This is a genomic window from Amycolatopsis kentuckyensis, from assembly GCF_002155975.1.
Lineage (GTDB): Bacteria > Actinomycetota > Actinomycetes > Mycobacteriales > Pseudonocardiaceae > Amycolatopsis > Amycolatopsis kentuckyensis.
Window position 1 is genome coordinate 1 of record NZ_MUMI01000019.1, and the last position, 16541, is coordinate 16541.

Sequence of the window (16541 nt, forward strand, 5' to 3'; positions counted from 1 at the left end):
GACCTGCGCGCGGCGTGGACCCGCGGCTCCGACGTCTTCGCCGAGGTCGAGCTGCCCGAGGCCCTGCGCGGCGAGGCCGGCCGGTTCGGGCTGCACCCGGCGCTGCTGGACGCGGCCCTGCACGCGGCCGGGTTCGGCGCGCCGGCAGCGGCCGACGGGCCGAGGCTGCCGTTCGCGTGGAGCGGCGTTTCGCTGACCGCGACCGGCGCGACGGTCCTGCGGGTGGCGCTGACACCGGCGTCCGGCGACGCCGTCGCGCTCACCCTGGCCGACGAAACCGGCGCCCCGGTCGGCGTGGTCCGCTCGCTGGCCTTGCGGGCGCCCGCCCGGACCGGCACCACCCCGGACGCGCTCTTCGAGGTCACTTGGCCCGAGCCCACCGTCACCGAGCTGACCAGCGAGTTCACCGTGTTCCGGGTCCCGGACGGTCCGGTGCGGGACGTGACCGCGGCGGTCCTCGAACGGCTTCAGGAGTGGCTCGATTCCGAAGGGCTCCTGGCCCTGCACACCACGGGCGCGGTCTCGGTGGACGGCGAAGACGTGACTGACCTCGCCGCCGCGGCCGTGACCGGTCTGGTGCGGTCGGCCCAAGCCGAGAACCCCGGCCGGTTCGTGCTCGTCGACGCCGACGAGGTCCCGGCGGAACTGCCGATCGGGGAACCCCAGCTGGCCCTGCGCGCGGGGAAGTGGCACGTTCCCCGGCTGGCCCGAGCGTCCACTGCGGACGGTTCGCCGGACTGGGGCGACGGCGCGGTGCTGATCACCGGCGCGGCCGGCCTGCTCGGCGGCCTGATCGCCCGGCACCTGGTCACCCGTCACGGCGTCCGGCGGCTCCTGCTGCTGTCCCGCCGCGAACCCGCGCGGCTCGCCGTCGAACTCACCGAGCTGGGCGCCGCCGCGACGGCCGTCGCCTGCGACGTCGCCGACCGCGAGCAGCTGGCGGCGGTCCTGGCCGGGCACCCCGTGTCGGCGGTCGTGCACGCGGCCGGGGTGCTGGACGACGGCGTCGTCGAATCCCTCACCCCGGAACGCCTGGACGCGGTCCTGCGGCCCAAGGCCGAGGCGGCGCGCAACCTCCACGAACTCACCTCGGACCTCTCCGCGTTCGTCCTGTTCTCCTCCTTCGCCGCGACCGCGGGCGGCGCGGGCCAGGCCAACTACGCCGCCGCGAACGCGTTCCTCGACGCGCTCGCCCAGCACCGCCGCGCCCGCGGCCTGCCCGCCGTGTCGCTGGCCTGGGGGCTCTGGGCCGAAGCCAGCTCGATGACCGGCCACCTCGCCGACGGCGACCGCCACCGGATGACCGGCGCGGGCATGACACCCCTGGACACCGAACTCGGCCTGGCCCTGTTCGACCGGGCCGTCGCCGCGGACCGGGCCGTGCTCGCGCCGGTCCGGCTCGAACTCGCGGCGCTGCGCCGCCGACCGGTGCTCCCCGCGCTGCTCCACGGCCTGCTGCCCCCGGCCCGGCGGCAGGCGACGGCGGCGGCCGCGAAGTCGTCGTTCGCCGAGCGGCTGGCCGGGCTCGGCGCGGACGACCGCGTCCGGCAGGTCCTCGACCTCGTCCGCGGGCTCGTCGCCGGCGTGCTCGGGTACGCGTCGGGCACCGCCGTCGAACCGGCCCGCGCGTTCAAGGAGCTCGGGTTCGACTCGCTGACCGCCCTGGAACTGCGCAACCGCCTTGCCGCCGAGACCGGGCTGCGGCTGCCGGCGACGCTCGTCTTCGACCACCCGACCTCGCAGGCGCTCACCCGGTACGTCGTCGAGCGGGTGTCCGGCGAGGCCGCGCCGGTGGTGGTGCGGGAGCGCCGGGTGGACGGCGACCCGATCGTCGTCGTCGGCATCGGCTGCCGCTACCCCGGCGGGGTCCGGAGCCCGGAGGACCTGTGGGACCTCGTCGCCGCGGGCCGCGACGCGATCGGCGGCCTCCCGGACGACCGCGGGTGGGACGCCGACGCGCTCTACGACCCCGACCCGGACCACCCCGGCACCAGCTACGCCAAGGAAGGCGGGTTCCTCTACGACGCGGCCGACTTCGACGCGGGCTTCTTCGGCATCTCGCCCCGCGAGGCGCTCGCCATGGACCCGCAGCAACGGCTGCTCCTGGAGACGTCGTGGGAGGCACTGGAACGCGCGGGCATCGACCCGGAGTCGTTGCGCGGCAGCCGGACCGGCGTCTTCACCGGCGTGATGTACTCCGACTACGCGTCCCGGCCGCTCGCCGTGCCCGAGGGGGTCGAGGGGTTCCTCGGCACCGGCAGCTCGGCGAGCGTGGCGTCCGGCCGCGTCGCGTACGCGTTCGGCTTGGAAGGCCCGGCGATCACCGTGGACACGGCGTGTTCGTCGTCGCTGGTGGCGCTGCACCTGGCGTGCCAGTCGCTGCGGCAGGGCGAGTGCGACCTCGCGCTGGCGGGCGGCGTGACGGTGCTCTCGACGCCGGGCGTGTTCATCGACTTCAGCCGGCAGCGCGGCCTGGCCGCCGACGGCCGGTGCAAGTCGTTCGCCGACGCGGCCGACGGCACCGGCTGGGGCGAAGGGGCCGGAATCCTCGCGGTGGAAAGGCTTTCCGACGCCCGGCGGCTCGGGCACCCGGTGCTCGCGGTGGTCCGCGGCACGGCGGTGAACTCCGACGGCGCGTCGAACGGCCTGACCGCGCCGAACGGTCCTTCGCAGCAACGGGTGATCCGCGCCGCGCTGGCCGGGGCCGGGCTGCAACCGTCCGAAGTGGACGTAGTCGAGGGGCACGGCACCGGCACGACGCTGGGCGACCCGATCGAGGCGCAGGCGATCCTGGCGACCTACGGCCAGGACCGCGCCACGCCGCTGTGGCTCGGCTCGCTGAAGTCGAACATCGGGCACACGCAGGCGGCCGCCGGTGTGGCGGGCGTGATCAAGATGATCATGGCGATGCGGCACGGCGTGCTGCCGCCGACGTTGCACGCCGGCACGCCTTCGTCCCATGTGGACTGGACGGCCGGTGCGGTGGAGCTGCTGACCGAGTCGCGCGAGTGGGTTTCCGACCGGCCGCGGCGGGCCGGGGTGTCGTCGTTCGGCGTCAGCGGGACGAACGCGCACGCGATCCTCGAACAGGCACCTGCCGTGCCGGCGGTGGTTCCCGAGCGCGGGGAAACCGGGGTCCTGCCGTGGGTGTTGTCCGGGCGAGGGGAAGCTGCCCTGCGGGCGCAGGCCGCCCGGCTGGCGGACGTCACCGACCACCCGGCCGACGTCGGGCTGTCGTTGGTGTCCCGCGGCCGGTTCTCCCACCGGGCCGTCGTGTACGGCAGTACCGCCGACGAGCTCTCGAGCGGACTGGCCGCGCTGGCCGACGGGCGGTCGGCGGCGAACGTCGTCGTGGGCCGCGAACGGCCCGGCCGGCTGGCGGTGCTGTTCACCGGCCAGGGTGCGCAGCGCGTGGGCATGGGCCGTTCGTTGTACGAGCGGTTCCCGGTGTACGCCTCGGCCTTCGACGAGGTCTGCGCGCACTTCCCGGACCTGCGTGGGGCGTTCGACGACGCCGAGCTGCTGAACCGCACGGAGTTCACCCAGCCCGCGCTGTTCGCCGTCGAGGTCGCGCTGCACCGGCTCGTCGAATCGTTCGGTGTCCGCCCGGACTTCGTGGCCGGGCATTCGATCGGCGAGATCTCGGCCGCCCACGTGGCCGGCGTCCTGACCCTGTCCGATGCCTGCACGCTGGTCGCCGCGCGGGCCTCGCTGATGCAGGCCCTGCCCGCCGGCGGGGCGATGGTCTCGATCGCCGCTCCGGAGTCCGACATCGAGCTGACCGAGGGCGTCTCCGTCGCGGCCGTGAACGGCCCGGCGTCGGTGGTCGTCTCGGGCGAGGAAGCCGCGGTGCTGGCGATCGCGGCTCGGTTCCCGAAGACCAAGCGGCTCACGGTGAGCCACGCGTTCCACTCGCCGCTGATGGACCCGATGCTGGCGGAGTTCCGTGCGGTCGCGGAGTCGTTGACGTACCACCCGGCCGAGATACCGGTGCTCTCGAATGTGAGCGGTGCTCTCGCTTCGCCGTTCACCGCCGACTACTGGGTGCGGCACGTGCGCGAGGCCGTCCGGTTCGCCGACGCCGTTCGCGCCCTCGACGCCGAAGGCGTGACGACATTTCTGGAGCTGGGCCCCGACGGCGTGCTCAGCGCGATGGTCAAGGACACCCTCGGCGAGGACTGCGTCGCTGTCCCGGCGTTGCGGCGCGACCGCTCCGAAGAGAGAGCGCTGCTCTCGGCGTTGAGCACTGCTCACGTGCACGGGGTCGACGTCGGCTGGGCGCCGTTCTTCCCCGGGGCCGTCCGGGTCGACCTGCCCACCTACGCCTTCCAGCGGCGCCGCTACTGGCTCGACGCGGTGCTGCCGGAGCCGGCGGCCCCCGAACCGGGCGACGCGCCGGCGGCCGAGCCGATCACCGGACGTCTCGCGGACCTCCCGGCCGCCGACCGGCCGGCGTGGCTCCTCGACTGGGTCCGGTCGGAGGTCGCGGCGACGCTCGGGCACCCGTCCGCCGACGCGGTCGAGCCGGAGTCCGCGTTCGCCGAACTGGGGTTCACCTCCCTCGGCGTCGTCGAGCTGCGCAACCGGATCAGTGCGGCGACCGGCCTCGAGCTGCCCGCCGCGCTGGTCTGGGACTACCCGACGGTCGGCGAACTGGCCGGGCACCTGCTGGCCACCGTCGCGCTGCCCCCGGCGAACCCGGGCGGCTCGCTGGGGACGTTGCTCCGGACGGCCCGGGAAACCGGCCGCACGGCCGAGTTCCGGACGTTCCTCGGCGCGGCCGCGCAGTTCCTGCCCGCGTCCCCGTGGACGCCCCGGCTGCGGCGCGCGACGACGGGCGCGTCCCGGCCGCTGCTGTTCGCGTTCGGCACGCTCACCGGCTCGACCCGCTGGTGCGAGGACGTCACCGCGCGCTTCGACGGCGTCCGCGAGACGTGGCTGGTGCCCGCACCGGGGTTCGACGGCGAGGCACCCGCTCCCGCCGACCTGGACACGCTGGTCACGACGGCGGCCGAAGCCATCCGCGCCCAGGCGGACGGCGAACCGTTCGTCGTGCTCGGGTCCGGCTCGGGTGCCCTGCTCGCCGCCGCCGTCGCGGACGCCGCCGGCGCGACCGGCGTGGTCCTCGCCGACCCGGCGGAGGTCGAGTTCGACGAGCTGCCCGAGACCGCGACGGACGCCGAGCTGACGGCCGTCGGTGCCTACCTGCGGCTGTTCGGCGCCGCTGTCGCCGAGCCGCGGGTTCCGGTCCTCACCCTGAAAACGGGGGAGGACGTGGCGGACGCGGCCCGGCAGCTCCACACCTGGCTGGTGGAGGAGCTGCCCGCGGCGTGCCGATGACCGGGATGATCCGGTGTCATATCTGATGTTTCGTGCACCAAACCTTGACGCCCCGATTGGAAGGAACTTTTACTAACCGGAGGTCCTCCACCCTCACCTCCGGGAGCACGCATGTCTTCACTCCGGCGCATCGCGAGCGCGGCCGCCGCGTTCGCGATCGCGGCCAGCGGTCTCGTCCTGGGCTCGCCCACGGCGTCGGCCCTCGAAAACGGCCTGCTGCGCACGCCGCCGATGGGCTTCAACAACTGGAATTCGACGCAGTGCCGCGCCGAGTTCAACGAGACGATGATCAAAGGCATCGCGGACATCTTCGTCAGCAAAGGCCTGAAGGACGCCGGCTACACCTACGTCAACATCGACGACTGCTGGGCGCTGCCGTCCCGCAACTCGGCCGGGAACCTGGTGCCCGACCCGGCGCGGTTCCCCGGCGGCATCAAGGCGCTCGCCGACTACGTGCACGCGAAGGGCCTCAAGTTCGGCATCTACACCAGTGCCGGCACGAAGACCTGCAACACCGCGGGCTTCCCGGGCGCGCTGGGCCACGAGCAGCAGGACGCGAACCTGTTCGCCTCCTGGGGTGTCGACTACCTGAAGTACGACAACTGCAACAACCAGGGTGTCGACGCGCAGCAACGCTACAAGGCGATGCGCGACGCGCTCGCGAAGTCCGGCCGGCCGATCGCGTACTCCATCTGCGAGTGGGGGCAGAACAAGCCGTGGACCTGGGCCGCGCCGGTCGGGAACCTGTGGCGCACCACCGGTGACATCTCCGACAAGTGGTCGAGCATGATCGGCAAGGCGCAGACCAACCGCGGTCTCGCCCAGTACGCCGGCCCCGGCCACTGGAACGACCCCGACATGCTGGAGGTCGGCAACGGCGGGATGACCGCGACGGAGTACCGCACGCACTTCAGCCTCTGGGCGATGATGGCGGCGCCGCTGCTGATCGGCAGCGACCTGCGCAAGGTGTCGGACGACAACTTCTCGATCCTGAAGAACACCGACGTCATCGCGCTCGACCAGGACCCGCTGGGCAAGCAGGCGACCGTGCTGAGCGCGAACGCCGGCCTCGTCGTCTACAGCAAGGTCCTCGCCGACGGCGACCGCGCGGTGGCGCTGTCCAACGAAACGGGCGCGACGGCGACGATCAGCACGACGGCGTCCGCGACCGGGATCGGCGGCGCGTCCTCGTACGCGCTGAAGGACCTGTGGAGCAAGGCCACCCGGACGACCACCGGCACGATCAGCGCGTCGGTGCCCTCGCACGCGACGGTGCTGTACCGCGTGTCCCGCGCCGGCGGCTCCTCGACGCGCTACGAAGCCGAGTCGGCCACGGTTTCGGCGGGCGGCACGGTGGATTCGAACCACGCGGGCTTCTCCGGAACCGGCTTCGCGAACGGCGCCAACGCCGTCGGCAGCTACGTCGAGTGGCAGGTGACGGGACCGGCGTCGGCACTGACGTTCGGCTACGCGAACGGCACGGCGGCGGCGCGTCCGGTGGACATCTCGGTGGACGGCGCGGTGGTGGCCGCGGGCGTGCCGTTCCCGGCGACCGGTGCCTGGACGACGTGGAGCACGGTGGCCAGGTCGTTGTCGGTGCCGTCGGGTTCGCACACGATCCGCCTGACCGCGACGACGGCCGACGGCCCGGCGAACCTCGACTACCTGGACGTTTCGCCGTGACTTCGCCGGGACTCCCGGGGTTCGGCCCGGAGGCCTACCTGGCGGAGCTGCGCCCGTCGTAGGCCTGCCGGGCCGCTTCGACCTTGCCGAGGTTGCCCGACCACGCGGAGAGCGAGGCGAACAGCGGACCGAGGCTGCGGCCGAGCTCGCTGATCTCGTACTCGACGCGTGGCGGGACCTCGGCGTGGTAGGTCCTGGTGATCAGGCCGTCGCGTTCCAGTTGCCGCAGCCGCTGGGTGAGCACCTTCGGGGTGATCGTGGCGATGCGGCGTTCGAGTTCGACGAACCGCTGGCGCCCGAACTCGTTGAGCGCCCACAGGATCGGCGTCGTCCACCGGCTGAAGACGATGTCGACGACCGGGGCGATCGGGCAGGCCAGCTCGGGTGTGGTCTCGGTCACTTTCGGGCCTCCAGCCAATACTTTCCTCTAGGTACCTACTATACCGCCGAATGTAGTGTCGTTCCCATGATCATGGTTGTGGGAGCGACGGGAAATGTCGGGGCACCGCTGGTGCGGATGCTGTCCGAGGCGGGTGAAGAGGTGACGGCGGTGTCCCGCCACATCTCGGAGGCGCCTCCGGGAGTCGTGGTGCGACGGGGAGAGTTGGCTTCGCAGGACTTTTCGGGAGTGTCGGCGGCGTTCTTGCTGGTTTCGGGCGCGTTCGTGCCGCTGGACGACGTCCTCGGCCGCGCGAAGGCGGCGGGCGTCCGCCGGGTGGTCGTGCTGTCGTCCCAGGGGGTCGCGACGGGTCGGCACCCGGCGGTGCTGGAGGACTCGGTGCGCCGCTCGGGTCTGGAGTGGACGTTGCTCCAGCCGGGCGGGTTCGCCTCGAACACGCTGCAGTGGGTGGAAAGCATCCGGTCGGCACGCGAGGTCGTCGCCCCGTTCGCCGACGTGGCCCTGCCGGTGGTGGACCCGTCGGACATCGCCGCGGTAGCCGCCGCGGCGCTGCGCGAGGACGGCCACGCGGGCAAGTCGTACGTGTTGACGGGCCCGGCCCCGATCACGCCCCGCGAGCAGGCGGCGGCGATCGGTTCGGCCATCGGCGAGCCGGTGCGGTTCGTGTCGCAGACCCGCGAAGAGGCTCGCGCGCTCATGCTGGGCTTCATGCCTCCGGAGGTCGTGGACGTGACACTGGACGTCCTCGGCGCGCCGACACCGGCGGAGCAGGAGGTGAGCCCGGACATCGCGCGGGTCTTGGGCCGCCCGCCGCGCCCGTTCACCGAGTGGGCGTCGCGATTCGCGGGGGTGTTCAAGTGACCGAGCTGGCCTACCGCTCGTTCGGCACGGGTTCGCCGTTGGTGTTCCTGCACGGCAACCCGACGTCGTCTTACTTGTGGCGCAACGTGATGCCGTCCTTGCCGGGCCGGCGCCTGGCCCCGGACCTGATCGGCATGGGCGACTCCCCGCGGCCGGACATCGCCTACACCTTCGACGACCACGCCCGCCACCTGGACGAGTGGTTCGACGCCCTGGAACTGACCGACGTGGTCTTGATCGGCCACGACTGGGGCGGCGCGCTGGCGGCGGACTGGGCGTCCCGGCACCCGTCGCGGGTCCGGGCGTTGGCGTTCACGGAAGCGGTCTTGAAGCCGATGACGTGGGAGGAGTTCCCGCCGGCGGGCGCGGAGTTGTTCCGGGCGCTCAAGACGCCGGGTGTGGGCGAGTCGCTCATCGAGGACTTCCTGCCGCCGGAGTACGCGTTCCAGGACCGCCGCCCGGTCCTGCAGTGGACCCGCTCGATGCCCCTGGGCGGCGAGCCGGCCGCGGTGGTGTCCCGGATCGAGGCGTTCGGCCGCTGGCTGGCGTCTTCTCCGGCGGTGCCCAAGCTGCTGGTGACGTTCGAGCCGGACTACGGCACGATGCTGACGCCGTCGATGGTGGAGTGGTGCGCTTCGACGTTCGCGGCCTTGGAAGTGTTGCGGCGGCCGGAAAAGGCGGGGCACCACACGCCGGAGGACCAGCCGGAAGCACTGGCGGAGACGCTGGCGAAGTGGGTGGCGGGTCTCCAGGCGTAGGTCCACGGCCGACCCGCACCACGGTCAGCGTGCGTCGGTTTCCCGGTCGCACGGGCTGACCCGGTACAGCCTGAACGCGCCGCCTCGGTCGAGCTCGCGGAACCCGGCCGACGGCGCCGGGTAGCCGGTGCCTTCCCACATGCTGCCCTTGACGGTGACGTTGGCCAGCAGGTACCGGACCTGGAGCCGGTTGACGATTTCGCACACCTTCGGGTCGCTCGCCGCCTGGTTGAGGTGCTGGGCCAGGTACACCTGGTCCGCGGTCAGCCGGCCCAGGTTGAGCTGGGGGAACAGCACCTGGCGGCCGGTCAGGGCCAGCACCACCGGGCTGCCGTTGTACGGCCTCTGGGCCACGATGGTGCCCGGTTCGGTCTGCCGGCCGATCCGCGTGAACAGGGCGTACTCGTCCTGGCTCACCAGCGGGGTGGCCTTGGGGTACGCGGCGAGGACCCGGTTGCGGTGGTCGGCGAAGTGCAGGCCGCCGGTCACCAGGAGCAGGGCGGCGGCCGCGACGATCGGGACGGCGGCGGGCCCGAGCCGTCGCGCCGCGCCGTCCGGCGCGAGCCGGCCGCGCAACGCCGTGACCACCGCGAGGACGCCGATCACCGCGAGCGGGACGCCGGTGATCGGCAGCATGGCGGCGAGCCGGTGGGAGTCGGTGTACCAGAAGCCGGTGAAGATCCGGCGGGTCGCGCCGGGCACTCCCGCGGCGAGCACGTACAGCCCGCCGGAGATGACGTGCCCGGCCACCAGCCACCGGCGGGAGCGCTGCCGGAAGCACGACACGGCACCCAGGACCACCAGCGCGGCGAGGACCCAGCCGGCGCCGTTGTGGTTGGTCGCCCCGGTCAGCACCTCGCCGAGCGCCTGGGAAGGCGACTCGAAGGGCGCCGAATCCGCGCTCATGGGTCCCGCGAACACGCCCCACTCGACGACGACCAGCCAGTACAGCGGTGCGGCGAGCACGATCGGCGCGGCGAACAAGGCGGCCGGTGCGCGCCTACCGGCCCGGTACCGCCGGGCGGCGGCTCGCGCCAAGCCGACGACGGCCACGGGGACGGTGATCGCGGCGAGGCTGATCACCGCGTTCGGGTGCGCGATGGCCACCGCCGTCAGCAGCACGGGCGCCAGCAGCCAGGCCCGGCCGCGGCCGATCACGTCGTCTTCGGCGAGCCCGGCCATCGAAACGACGACGGCCACCCCGGCCGGCACCAGGGAGAGCCCGAGCAGGTTGGGCCACAGGATGCCCCAGCCGAGCAGTTCCCACGGGAACGCCCCGAACGCGACGCTGAGCAGGCCGGCGAGGCCCACTGCCGCCCGCGAGGGCCCCGCCAGCTGCCGCACCAGCAGCACGCAGCCCAGTGGCCAGACGACGAGCGCGATGGTGACGGAGAGGATGTTGGCGGCGGCCGGCACCGAGATACCGGTGATCATGACGAACAGGGAGCCCAGGTCGTGCCAGCCCGCGGGGTAGAAACCCCGGACGCGATCGGGCACCCCGAGGGTGTCGATCATCAGGGTCGACGCGTCACCGGTGTTCAGGATGGTGGCGACGGCGTTGTAGTGGAAGGACGAGTCATCGGTCTTCGCCAGTTCTTCCGGGCTGCCGATGGCCGCGCGTACGGTGAGCACGCCGACCACGAGGGCGAGGCCGAGCCCGGCCAGGGCCGCCCGCACAACGGGAAGCCGGTCACCACGGGCAGGCGGTGGCAGCCGTTTGCGCAGCGCCAGCACCACCACGCCGAAAGCGACCGCGGATCCGGCGAAAACCCCCAGCAACAACAGTGGTGACCACCGAAGCCCGAGTTTCGAAGCGACCACGGCCGTCACCGACACAACGCCCACCACGACGACGGGGGCGAGGGCGACCATGGCCAGCCGCCGCAGCCCGAGCAGGTAAGTGAAAGGAATCCCGGGCAGCACGAGAAGCGCACCGCACAGCAGGACCATCGGCACGGCACCAAGCCAGGACACGGTCGAACCCCCTCGTACGGACCTTTGTCGCCAGAACGGATCCACCAGGCCCGCTGGCCTCATCGCCCACAAGCGACAGAAGGTTACGCACCCCGAGTGAATTGCCGAATTCGCAGCAAAAGGTCCGGAAAACCCACGGATTCCGCGGCAGGAAATCGAAGGCATCGGCACTGCTCAAGGTGGCAGCAAAACATGACATCGACTGGACAATCCACGCCGACGCTCGCCGGATTCGTCGCGGCAGAGCTCCCGGCAGACGCCTGGGGCATCGTGGGGCTCGGCCCCACGAAGATGAAGGGGGCGGGCAAGCGCACCGGCGCGAGCCCACCCCCGAATCGGGTCGGGATGACAGGATTTGAACCTGCGACCCTCCGCTCCCAAAGCGGATGCGCTACCAAGCTGCGCCACATCCCGGGTCCACCCCCAGGGGGGTGTGTGATCAGCCTAGCGGGTCACGCTAAGCTAGCGACGCACCCGGGTACCTCCGGGGGCACGCGGGTGTAGCTCAATGGTAGAGCCCTAGTCTTCCAAACTAGCTACGCGGGTTCGATTCCCGTCACCCGCTCCAGAAGTTCCACGGGCTCAGGCCGGTGAGGCGGCGTCGCGGGTCGATGCGGCGTCCGCCTCCAGGGAGGCCGCGATCACGTCCAGCAACTTGTCCGTGTCCACCGGCTTCGTGATGTAGTCGTCCGCGCCGCTGGCCAGAGTCCTGGCCCGGTCCTCCGCCGTCGCCTTCGCCGTGACCGCGATCACCGGCAGGTCCGCGTTGGCCGCTTCCGCGCGGATCGCCGCGATCGTGGCGTTGCCGTCCAGCTCCGGCATCATCACGTCCATCAGGACCAGCGCCGTGTCCTCGTTGCGCTCCAGGGCCCGGATGCCGTCGACGCCCGTCTCCGCGTAGATCACCTCCAGGCCCGCCTGCTCCAGGACCGCCGCCAAGGCGAACACGTTCCGCAGGTCGTCGTCGACGATCAGGACCTTTTCGCCGTGGAAGCGCTTCGGGGTGACGTCCGGGGCCGCCACCAGGACCGTGCTCGGCACCGCCGGCAGGCGGGGGGACGACAGGGCCGTCAGGGCCGGGTCCACCAGGTTGGCCGCCGCCACCGGGAGGTACAGGGTGAACGTCGATCCGACACCCGGCTCGCTCACCACGCGCAGCTCGCCGCCCAGGAGCTCCGTGAGCTGCTGGCTGATGTTCAACCCGAGGCCGGTGCCGCCGTACTTGCGGCTCGTCGTGCCGTCCGCCTGGCGGAACGCCTCGAAGATGACCGCCAGCTTCTCCTCCGGGATCCCAATCCCGGTGTCCTCGACCGCGAAGGCGATGATTCCCGGCGCGCTGCGCAGCGACTCCTGCTCCACCTCGGCCGGGTCCGCCGCCCGGATGTGCAGCCGGACGCTGCCCTCGTCGGTGAACTTCGCCGCGTTCGACAGCAGGTTGCGCAGGATCTGCTGGAGGCGGTGCTCGTCGGTGTGGACGCTGCCGGGCACCGGCGGGTCGATGTGGACCGCGAACTCCAGGCCCTTGTCCGCCGTCAGCGGGCGGCACAGGGACTCGACGTAGTCCACCAGCTCCGGGAGCGTGATGTCGGACATCTGCATGTCCAGCCGGCCGGCTTCGACCTTCGCCAGGTCCAGTATGTCGTTGATCAGCTGCTGCAGGTCCGATCCCGCCGCGTAGATCGTCTTCGCGAACTGGATCTGCTTCTCCGTCAGGTTCCCTTCCGGGTTCTCCGACAGCAGCTTCGCCAGGATCAGCGCGCTGTTCAGCGGCGTCCGCAGCTCGTGCGACATGTTCGCCATGAACTCGGTCTTGTACTGCGACGCCACCGTCAGCTGCCCGGCCCGCTCCTCCAGCTCCTGGCGCGCCTGCTCGATCTCGCTGTTCTTGACCTCGATGTCGCGGTTCTGCTGGGCCAGCAGCGCCGCCTTCTCGGCCAGCTCGGTGTTGGACCGCCGCAGCTCGCCCTGCTGGGCCTGCAGCTGTTCCGAGCGCGCCCGCAGCTCCTGGGCCAGCCGCTGCGACTCCGTCAGCAGGGCCTCCGTCCGGGAGTTCGACAGGATCGTGTTCACGTTGACGCCGATCGTGTGCCGCAGCTGCTCCAGCAGGTCCTGGTGGACCGTGCTGAACTCGTTCACCGAGGCCAGCTCCAGCACCCCGAGCACCTCGCCCTGGAACAGCACCGGGAGCACGATCAGGTTCACCGGCGCGGCCGAGCCGAGCCCGGACGAGATCAGCGCGTACTCCGGCGGCGCGTTGTGCACCAGCACCGTGCGCTGGTCGACGGCGGCCTGGCCGATCAGCGACTCGCCCATCGCGAACCGCAGCCCCGCGCGGGACTCCGCGAGCCCGTAGGCCGCGATGCACTCGAGCACCGTGCCGTCGCGGTCGTCGTCGCGGGCCAGGAAGAACGCGCCCTGCTGCGCCCGGACCAGCGGGGCCAGCTCGGACAGGATCAGCGCCGCGACCGACACCAGGTCGCGGTGGCCCTGCATCCGGCCCGACAGCTGCGCGAGGTTCGTCTTCAGCCAGTCCTGCTCGCGGTTGGTCCTCGTCGTCTCCTTGAGGTTCGCGATCATCTGGTTGATGTTGTCCTTGAGGTCCGCGACCTCACCGGACGCGTCGACCGTGATGTGCCGGGTCAGGTCGCCCGCCGTCACCGCGGTCGCCACCTGCGCGATCGCGCGGACCTGGGTGGTCAGGTTCCCGGCCAGCTGGTTCACGCTCTCGGTGAGCCGCTGCCAGGTGCCCGACACGCCGTCGACCTCGGCCTGGCCGCCCAGCTTGCCCTCGGTGCCGACCTCGCGCGCGACGCGCGTGACCTCGGAGGCGAACGCCGAGAGCTGGTCGACCATCGTGTTCATGGTCGTCTTGAGCTCGAGGATCTCGCCCCGGGCGTCGACGTCGATCTTCTTGGTCAGGTCGCCCTTCGCGACCGCGGTGGTGACCTGCGAGATGTTGCGCACCTGGCTGGTCAGGTTGTGCGCCATGAAGTTGACGTTCTCGGTCAGGTCCTTCCACGTCCCGGCCACCCCGGGGACGCGGGCCTGGCCGCCGAGGATGCCTTCCGTGCCCACTTCGCGGGCGACGCGGGTGACCTCGTCGGCGAACGCGCGCAGCGTCTCGACCATGCCGTTCAGCGTCTCGGCCAGCGCCGCGACCTCGCCCTGGGCCTCGATCCGGATCTTCTTCGACAGGTCGCCGTTGGCCACCGCGCTCGCCACGGTGGCGATGTTGCGCACCTGGTCGGTCAGGTTGTCGGCCATGACGTTGACGTTGTCCGTGAGGTCCTTCCACGTGCCCGCGACGCCGCGGACCCGCGCCTGACCACCGAGGATGCCTTCGGTGCCGACTTCGCGCGCCACTCGGGTGACTTCGTCCGCGAACGCGGACAGCTGGTCCACCATCGTGTTCAGCGTGGTCTTGAGCTCGAGGATCTCGCCGCGGGCGTCGACGGTGATCTTCTGCGTCAGGTCGCCCTTCGCGACCGCCGCCGTCACCGTGGCGATGTTCCGGACCTGGTCGGTCAGGTTGTTCGCCATCGAGTTGACGTTGTCGGTGAGGTCCTTCCAGGTCCCGGCCACCCCCGGCACGGCCGCCTGGCCGCCGAGCTTGCCTTCGGTGCCGACTTCGCGCGCCACTCGGGTGACTTCGTCCGCGAACGCGGACAGCTGGTCCACCATCGTGTTCAGCGTGGTCTTGAGTTCCAGGATCTCGCCGCGGGCGTCGACCGCGATCTTCTGGGTCAGGTCGCCGCGCGCGACCGCGGTCGCGACCTGGGCGATGTTGCGGACCTGGGTGGTCAGGTTGTTCGCCATGAAGTTCACCGACCCGGTGAGGTCGCGCCAGGTGCCGGCGACCCCGGGGACCTGCGCCTGCCCGCCCAGCTGACCCTCGGTGCCGACCTCGCGCGCCACCCGGGTGACTTCGTCGGCGAACGCCGAGAGCTGGTCCACCATGGTGTTCATGGTCGTCTTGAGCTCGAAGAACTCGCCGCGGGCATCGACGGTGATCTTCTGGGTCAGGTCGCCCTTCGCCACCGCCGTGGTCACGTGCGAGATGTTGCGGACCTGGTCGGTGAGGTTGTCGGCCATCTGGTTGACCGAGTCGGTGAGGCTGCGCCACGTCCCGGCCGCGCCGGGCACCTCCGCCTGCCCGCCCAGCTTGCCCTCGCTGCCGACCTCGCGCGCCACCCGGGTGACTTCGCCCGCGAACGCCGAGAGCTGGTCGACCATCGTGTTCAGGGTGTTCTTGAGCTGCAGGATCTCGCCGCGGGCGTCGACGTCGATCTTCTTCGTCAGGTCGCCGTTGGCCACCGCGGTCGCCACCTGCGAGATCCCGCGGACCTGGTCGGTGAGGTTGTCGGCCATCAGGTTGACCGAGTCGGTGAGGTCGCGCCACGTCCCGGCGACGCCCGGCACCTGGGCCTGGCCGCCGAGCTTGCCGTCCGAGCCGACCTCGCGGGAGACGCGGGTGACCTCGTCGGCGAACGCCGAGAGCTGGTCGACCATCGTGTTGATGGTGTTCTTGAGCTCGAGGATCTCGCCGCGGGCGTCGACGTTGATCTTCTGGGTCAGGTCGCCGCGGGCGACGGCGGTGGTGACCTGGGCGATGTTGCGGACCTGCTCGGTGAGGTTGTCGGCCATGAAGTTGACCGAGTCGGTGAGGTCGCGCCAGGTGCCCGACACGCCCGGGACGACCGCCTGGCCACCGAGACGTCCCTCACCCGCGATTTCGCGGGAGAGCCTCGTCACTTCGGCGGCGAAGCGCGACAGCTGGGCGATGAGGCCGTTGACCGTCTTCGCCAGCGTGGCGTATGCGCCCTGCAGCGGGCGCCCGTCGAGGGTCAGCGTCATCGGCTGGGACAGGTCGCCGTCGGCGACCCCGCCGAGCACGCGCTCCAGCTCGATCGCCGGCCGGGTGAGGTCCTCGACCAGGCCGTTCACGGCGTCGACGGCGGTGGTCCAGCCCCCGGTGCCGACCTGCCCTTCGAGCCGCTCGCTGAGGCGGCCTTCCTGCCCGACGGCCGCGCGGACCCGCAGCAGCTCGCTGACCAGCCGCTGGTTGCGCTCGGCGATGTCGTTGAACGCGACGGCGAGCTGCGCCGAGATGCCGTCGCCGTGCGGGACGAGCCGCCGGCGGAAGTTGCCGTCCCCGAGATCCCGCACCGCGACCAGCACCCGCTCCAACGCGGCCGCTTCGCTCTGGGATTCCGTTGTCATGTGTGCCGACCCTCTCCACCACGCATGCGCCAGCCATGGTCGTCGACCCAGCGTGCCATGCTTCGCCCTACACTTCGAGCCAGCCCGCCCGCTCACGCGGTAGCCGTGCGACAGCAGTCCGGAGGCAGGAGGTCCGTGCATGGTGTCACGTCCGGCCCCGGCCTCGGCGGCCCTGCCGCCGATGACCGGTGACGGCGGGCCGCCGGGCTTCGACGCCTTCGGGCGGGCCGTCCTCGAGGATGTCCGGGATGCGGTGTTCCTGCAGGACGACACCGGAACGGTGCGCTGGGCGAACCCGGCGGCCC

The 16541-nt window shown here is 71.7% G+C and carries 7 protein-coding genes and 2 tRNA genes; 5 read left to right on the plus strand and 4 right to left on the minus strand.

Going from position 1 to position 16541, the window contains the following annotated elements; all coding sequences use genetic code 11:
• Together CCN39_RS01635 and CCN39_RS01640 are read left to right on the plus strand one after the other, a co-directional pair.
• On the plus strand, positions 1-5340 hold a 5340-nt coding region (locus tag CCN39_RS01635), incomplete at its 5' end, for a type I polyketide synthase (RefSeq protein WP_279629554.1).
• A gap of 111 nt (positions 5341-5451) precedes the next feature.
• Positions 5452-7023 (plus strand): carbohydrate-binding protein, encoded by a 1572-nt coding sequence (locus CCN39_RS01640; RefSeq protein ID WP_086838029.1) that lies wholly within the window; start codon positions 5452-5454, stop codon positions 7021-7023.
• 34 nt (positions 7024-7057) lie between these two features.
• Here the strand turns inward: CCN39_RS01640 and CCN39_RS01645 are convergent, their stop codons facing one another.
• Positions 7058-7423, minus strand: coding sequence for a winged helix-turn-helix transcriptional regulator (locus tag CCN39_RS01645; protein WP_086838030.1), 366 nt, complete (start codon positions 7421-7423; stop codon positions 7058-7060).
• A gap of 66 nt (positions 7424-7489) precedes the next feature.
• On the opposite strand from CCN39_RS01645, the gene CCN39_RS01650 reads away from it, so the two are divergent.
• Both CCN39_RS01650 and CCN39_RS01655 read left to right on the plus strand, forming a co-directional pair.
• Positions 7490-8284 carry an NAD(P)H-binding protein gene (locus CCN39_RS01650; protein ID WP_086838031.1) on the plus strand — a complete coding sequence of 265 codons (795 nt, stop codon included), beginning with the start codon at positions 7490-7492 and terminating at the stop codon, positions 8282-8284.
• On the plus strand, positions 8281-9042 hold the full coding sequence (locus tag CCN39_RS01655; protein WP_086838032.1) for an alpha/beta fold hydrolase: 762 nt from the start codon (positions 8281-8283) through the stop codon (positions 9040-9042). The genes CCN39_RS01650 and CCN39_RS01655 overlap by 4 nt, the downstream gene beginning before the upstream one ends.
• Before the next feature lie 24 nt (positions 9043-9066).
• Here CCN39_RS01655 and CCN39_RS50015 read toward each other — a convergent pair whose 3' ends face one another.
• Together CCN39_RS50015 and CCN39_RS01665 are read right to left on the minus strand one after the other, a co-directional pair.
• A complete protein-coding gene (locus tag CCN39_RS50015) occupies positions 9067-11016 on the minus strand; it encodes a DUF6541 family protein (RefSeq protein WP_158104475.1) in 1950 nt (649 codons plus the stop codon).
• A gap of 340 nt (positions 11017-11356) precedes the next feature.
• Positions 11357-11430 (minus strand) — tRNA-Pro (locus tag CCN39_RS01665).
• An 80-nt stretch (positions 11431-11510) separates the two neighbouring features.
• Between CCN39_RS01665 and CCN39_RS01670 the strand changes: the two genes are divergently transcribed.
• Positions 11511-11584 (plus strand) — tRNA-Gly (locus tag CCN39_RS01670).
• A 14-nt stretch (positions 11585-11598) separates the two neighbouring features.
• On the opposite strand, the gene CCN39_RS01675 is transcribed toward CCN39_RS01670, so the two are convergent.
• Complete coding sequence (locus CCN39_RS01675; RefSeq protein ID WP_086838034.1) at positions 11599-16236, minus strand: HAMP domain-containing protein; 4638 nt, start codon at positions 16234-16236, stop codon at positions 11599-11601.
• Positions 16237-16541 lie beyond the last annotated feature (305 nt).

Excerpts from the sequence above, each read along its gene's own strand:
- CCN39_RS01675 (WP_086838034.1), bottom strand. The coding sequence starts at position 16,236 with ATGACAACGGAATCCCAGAGCGAAGCGGCCGCGTTGGAGCGGGTGCTG.
- CCN39_RS01650 (WP_086838031.1), top strand. The coding sequence starts at position 7,490 with ATGATCATGGTTGTGGGAGCGACGGGAAATGTCGGGGCACCGCTGGTG.
- CCN39_RS01640 (WP_086838029.1), top strand. The coding sequence starts at position 5,452 with ATGTCTTCACTCCGGCGCATCGCGAGCGCGGCCGCCGCGTTCGCGATC.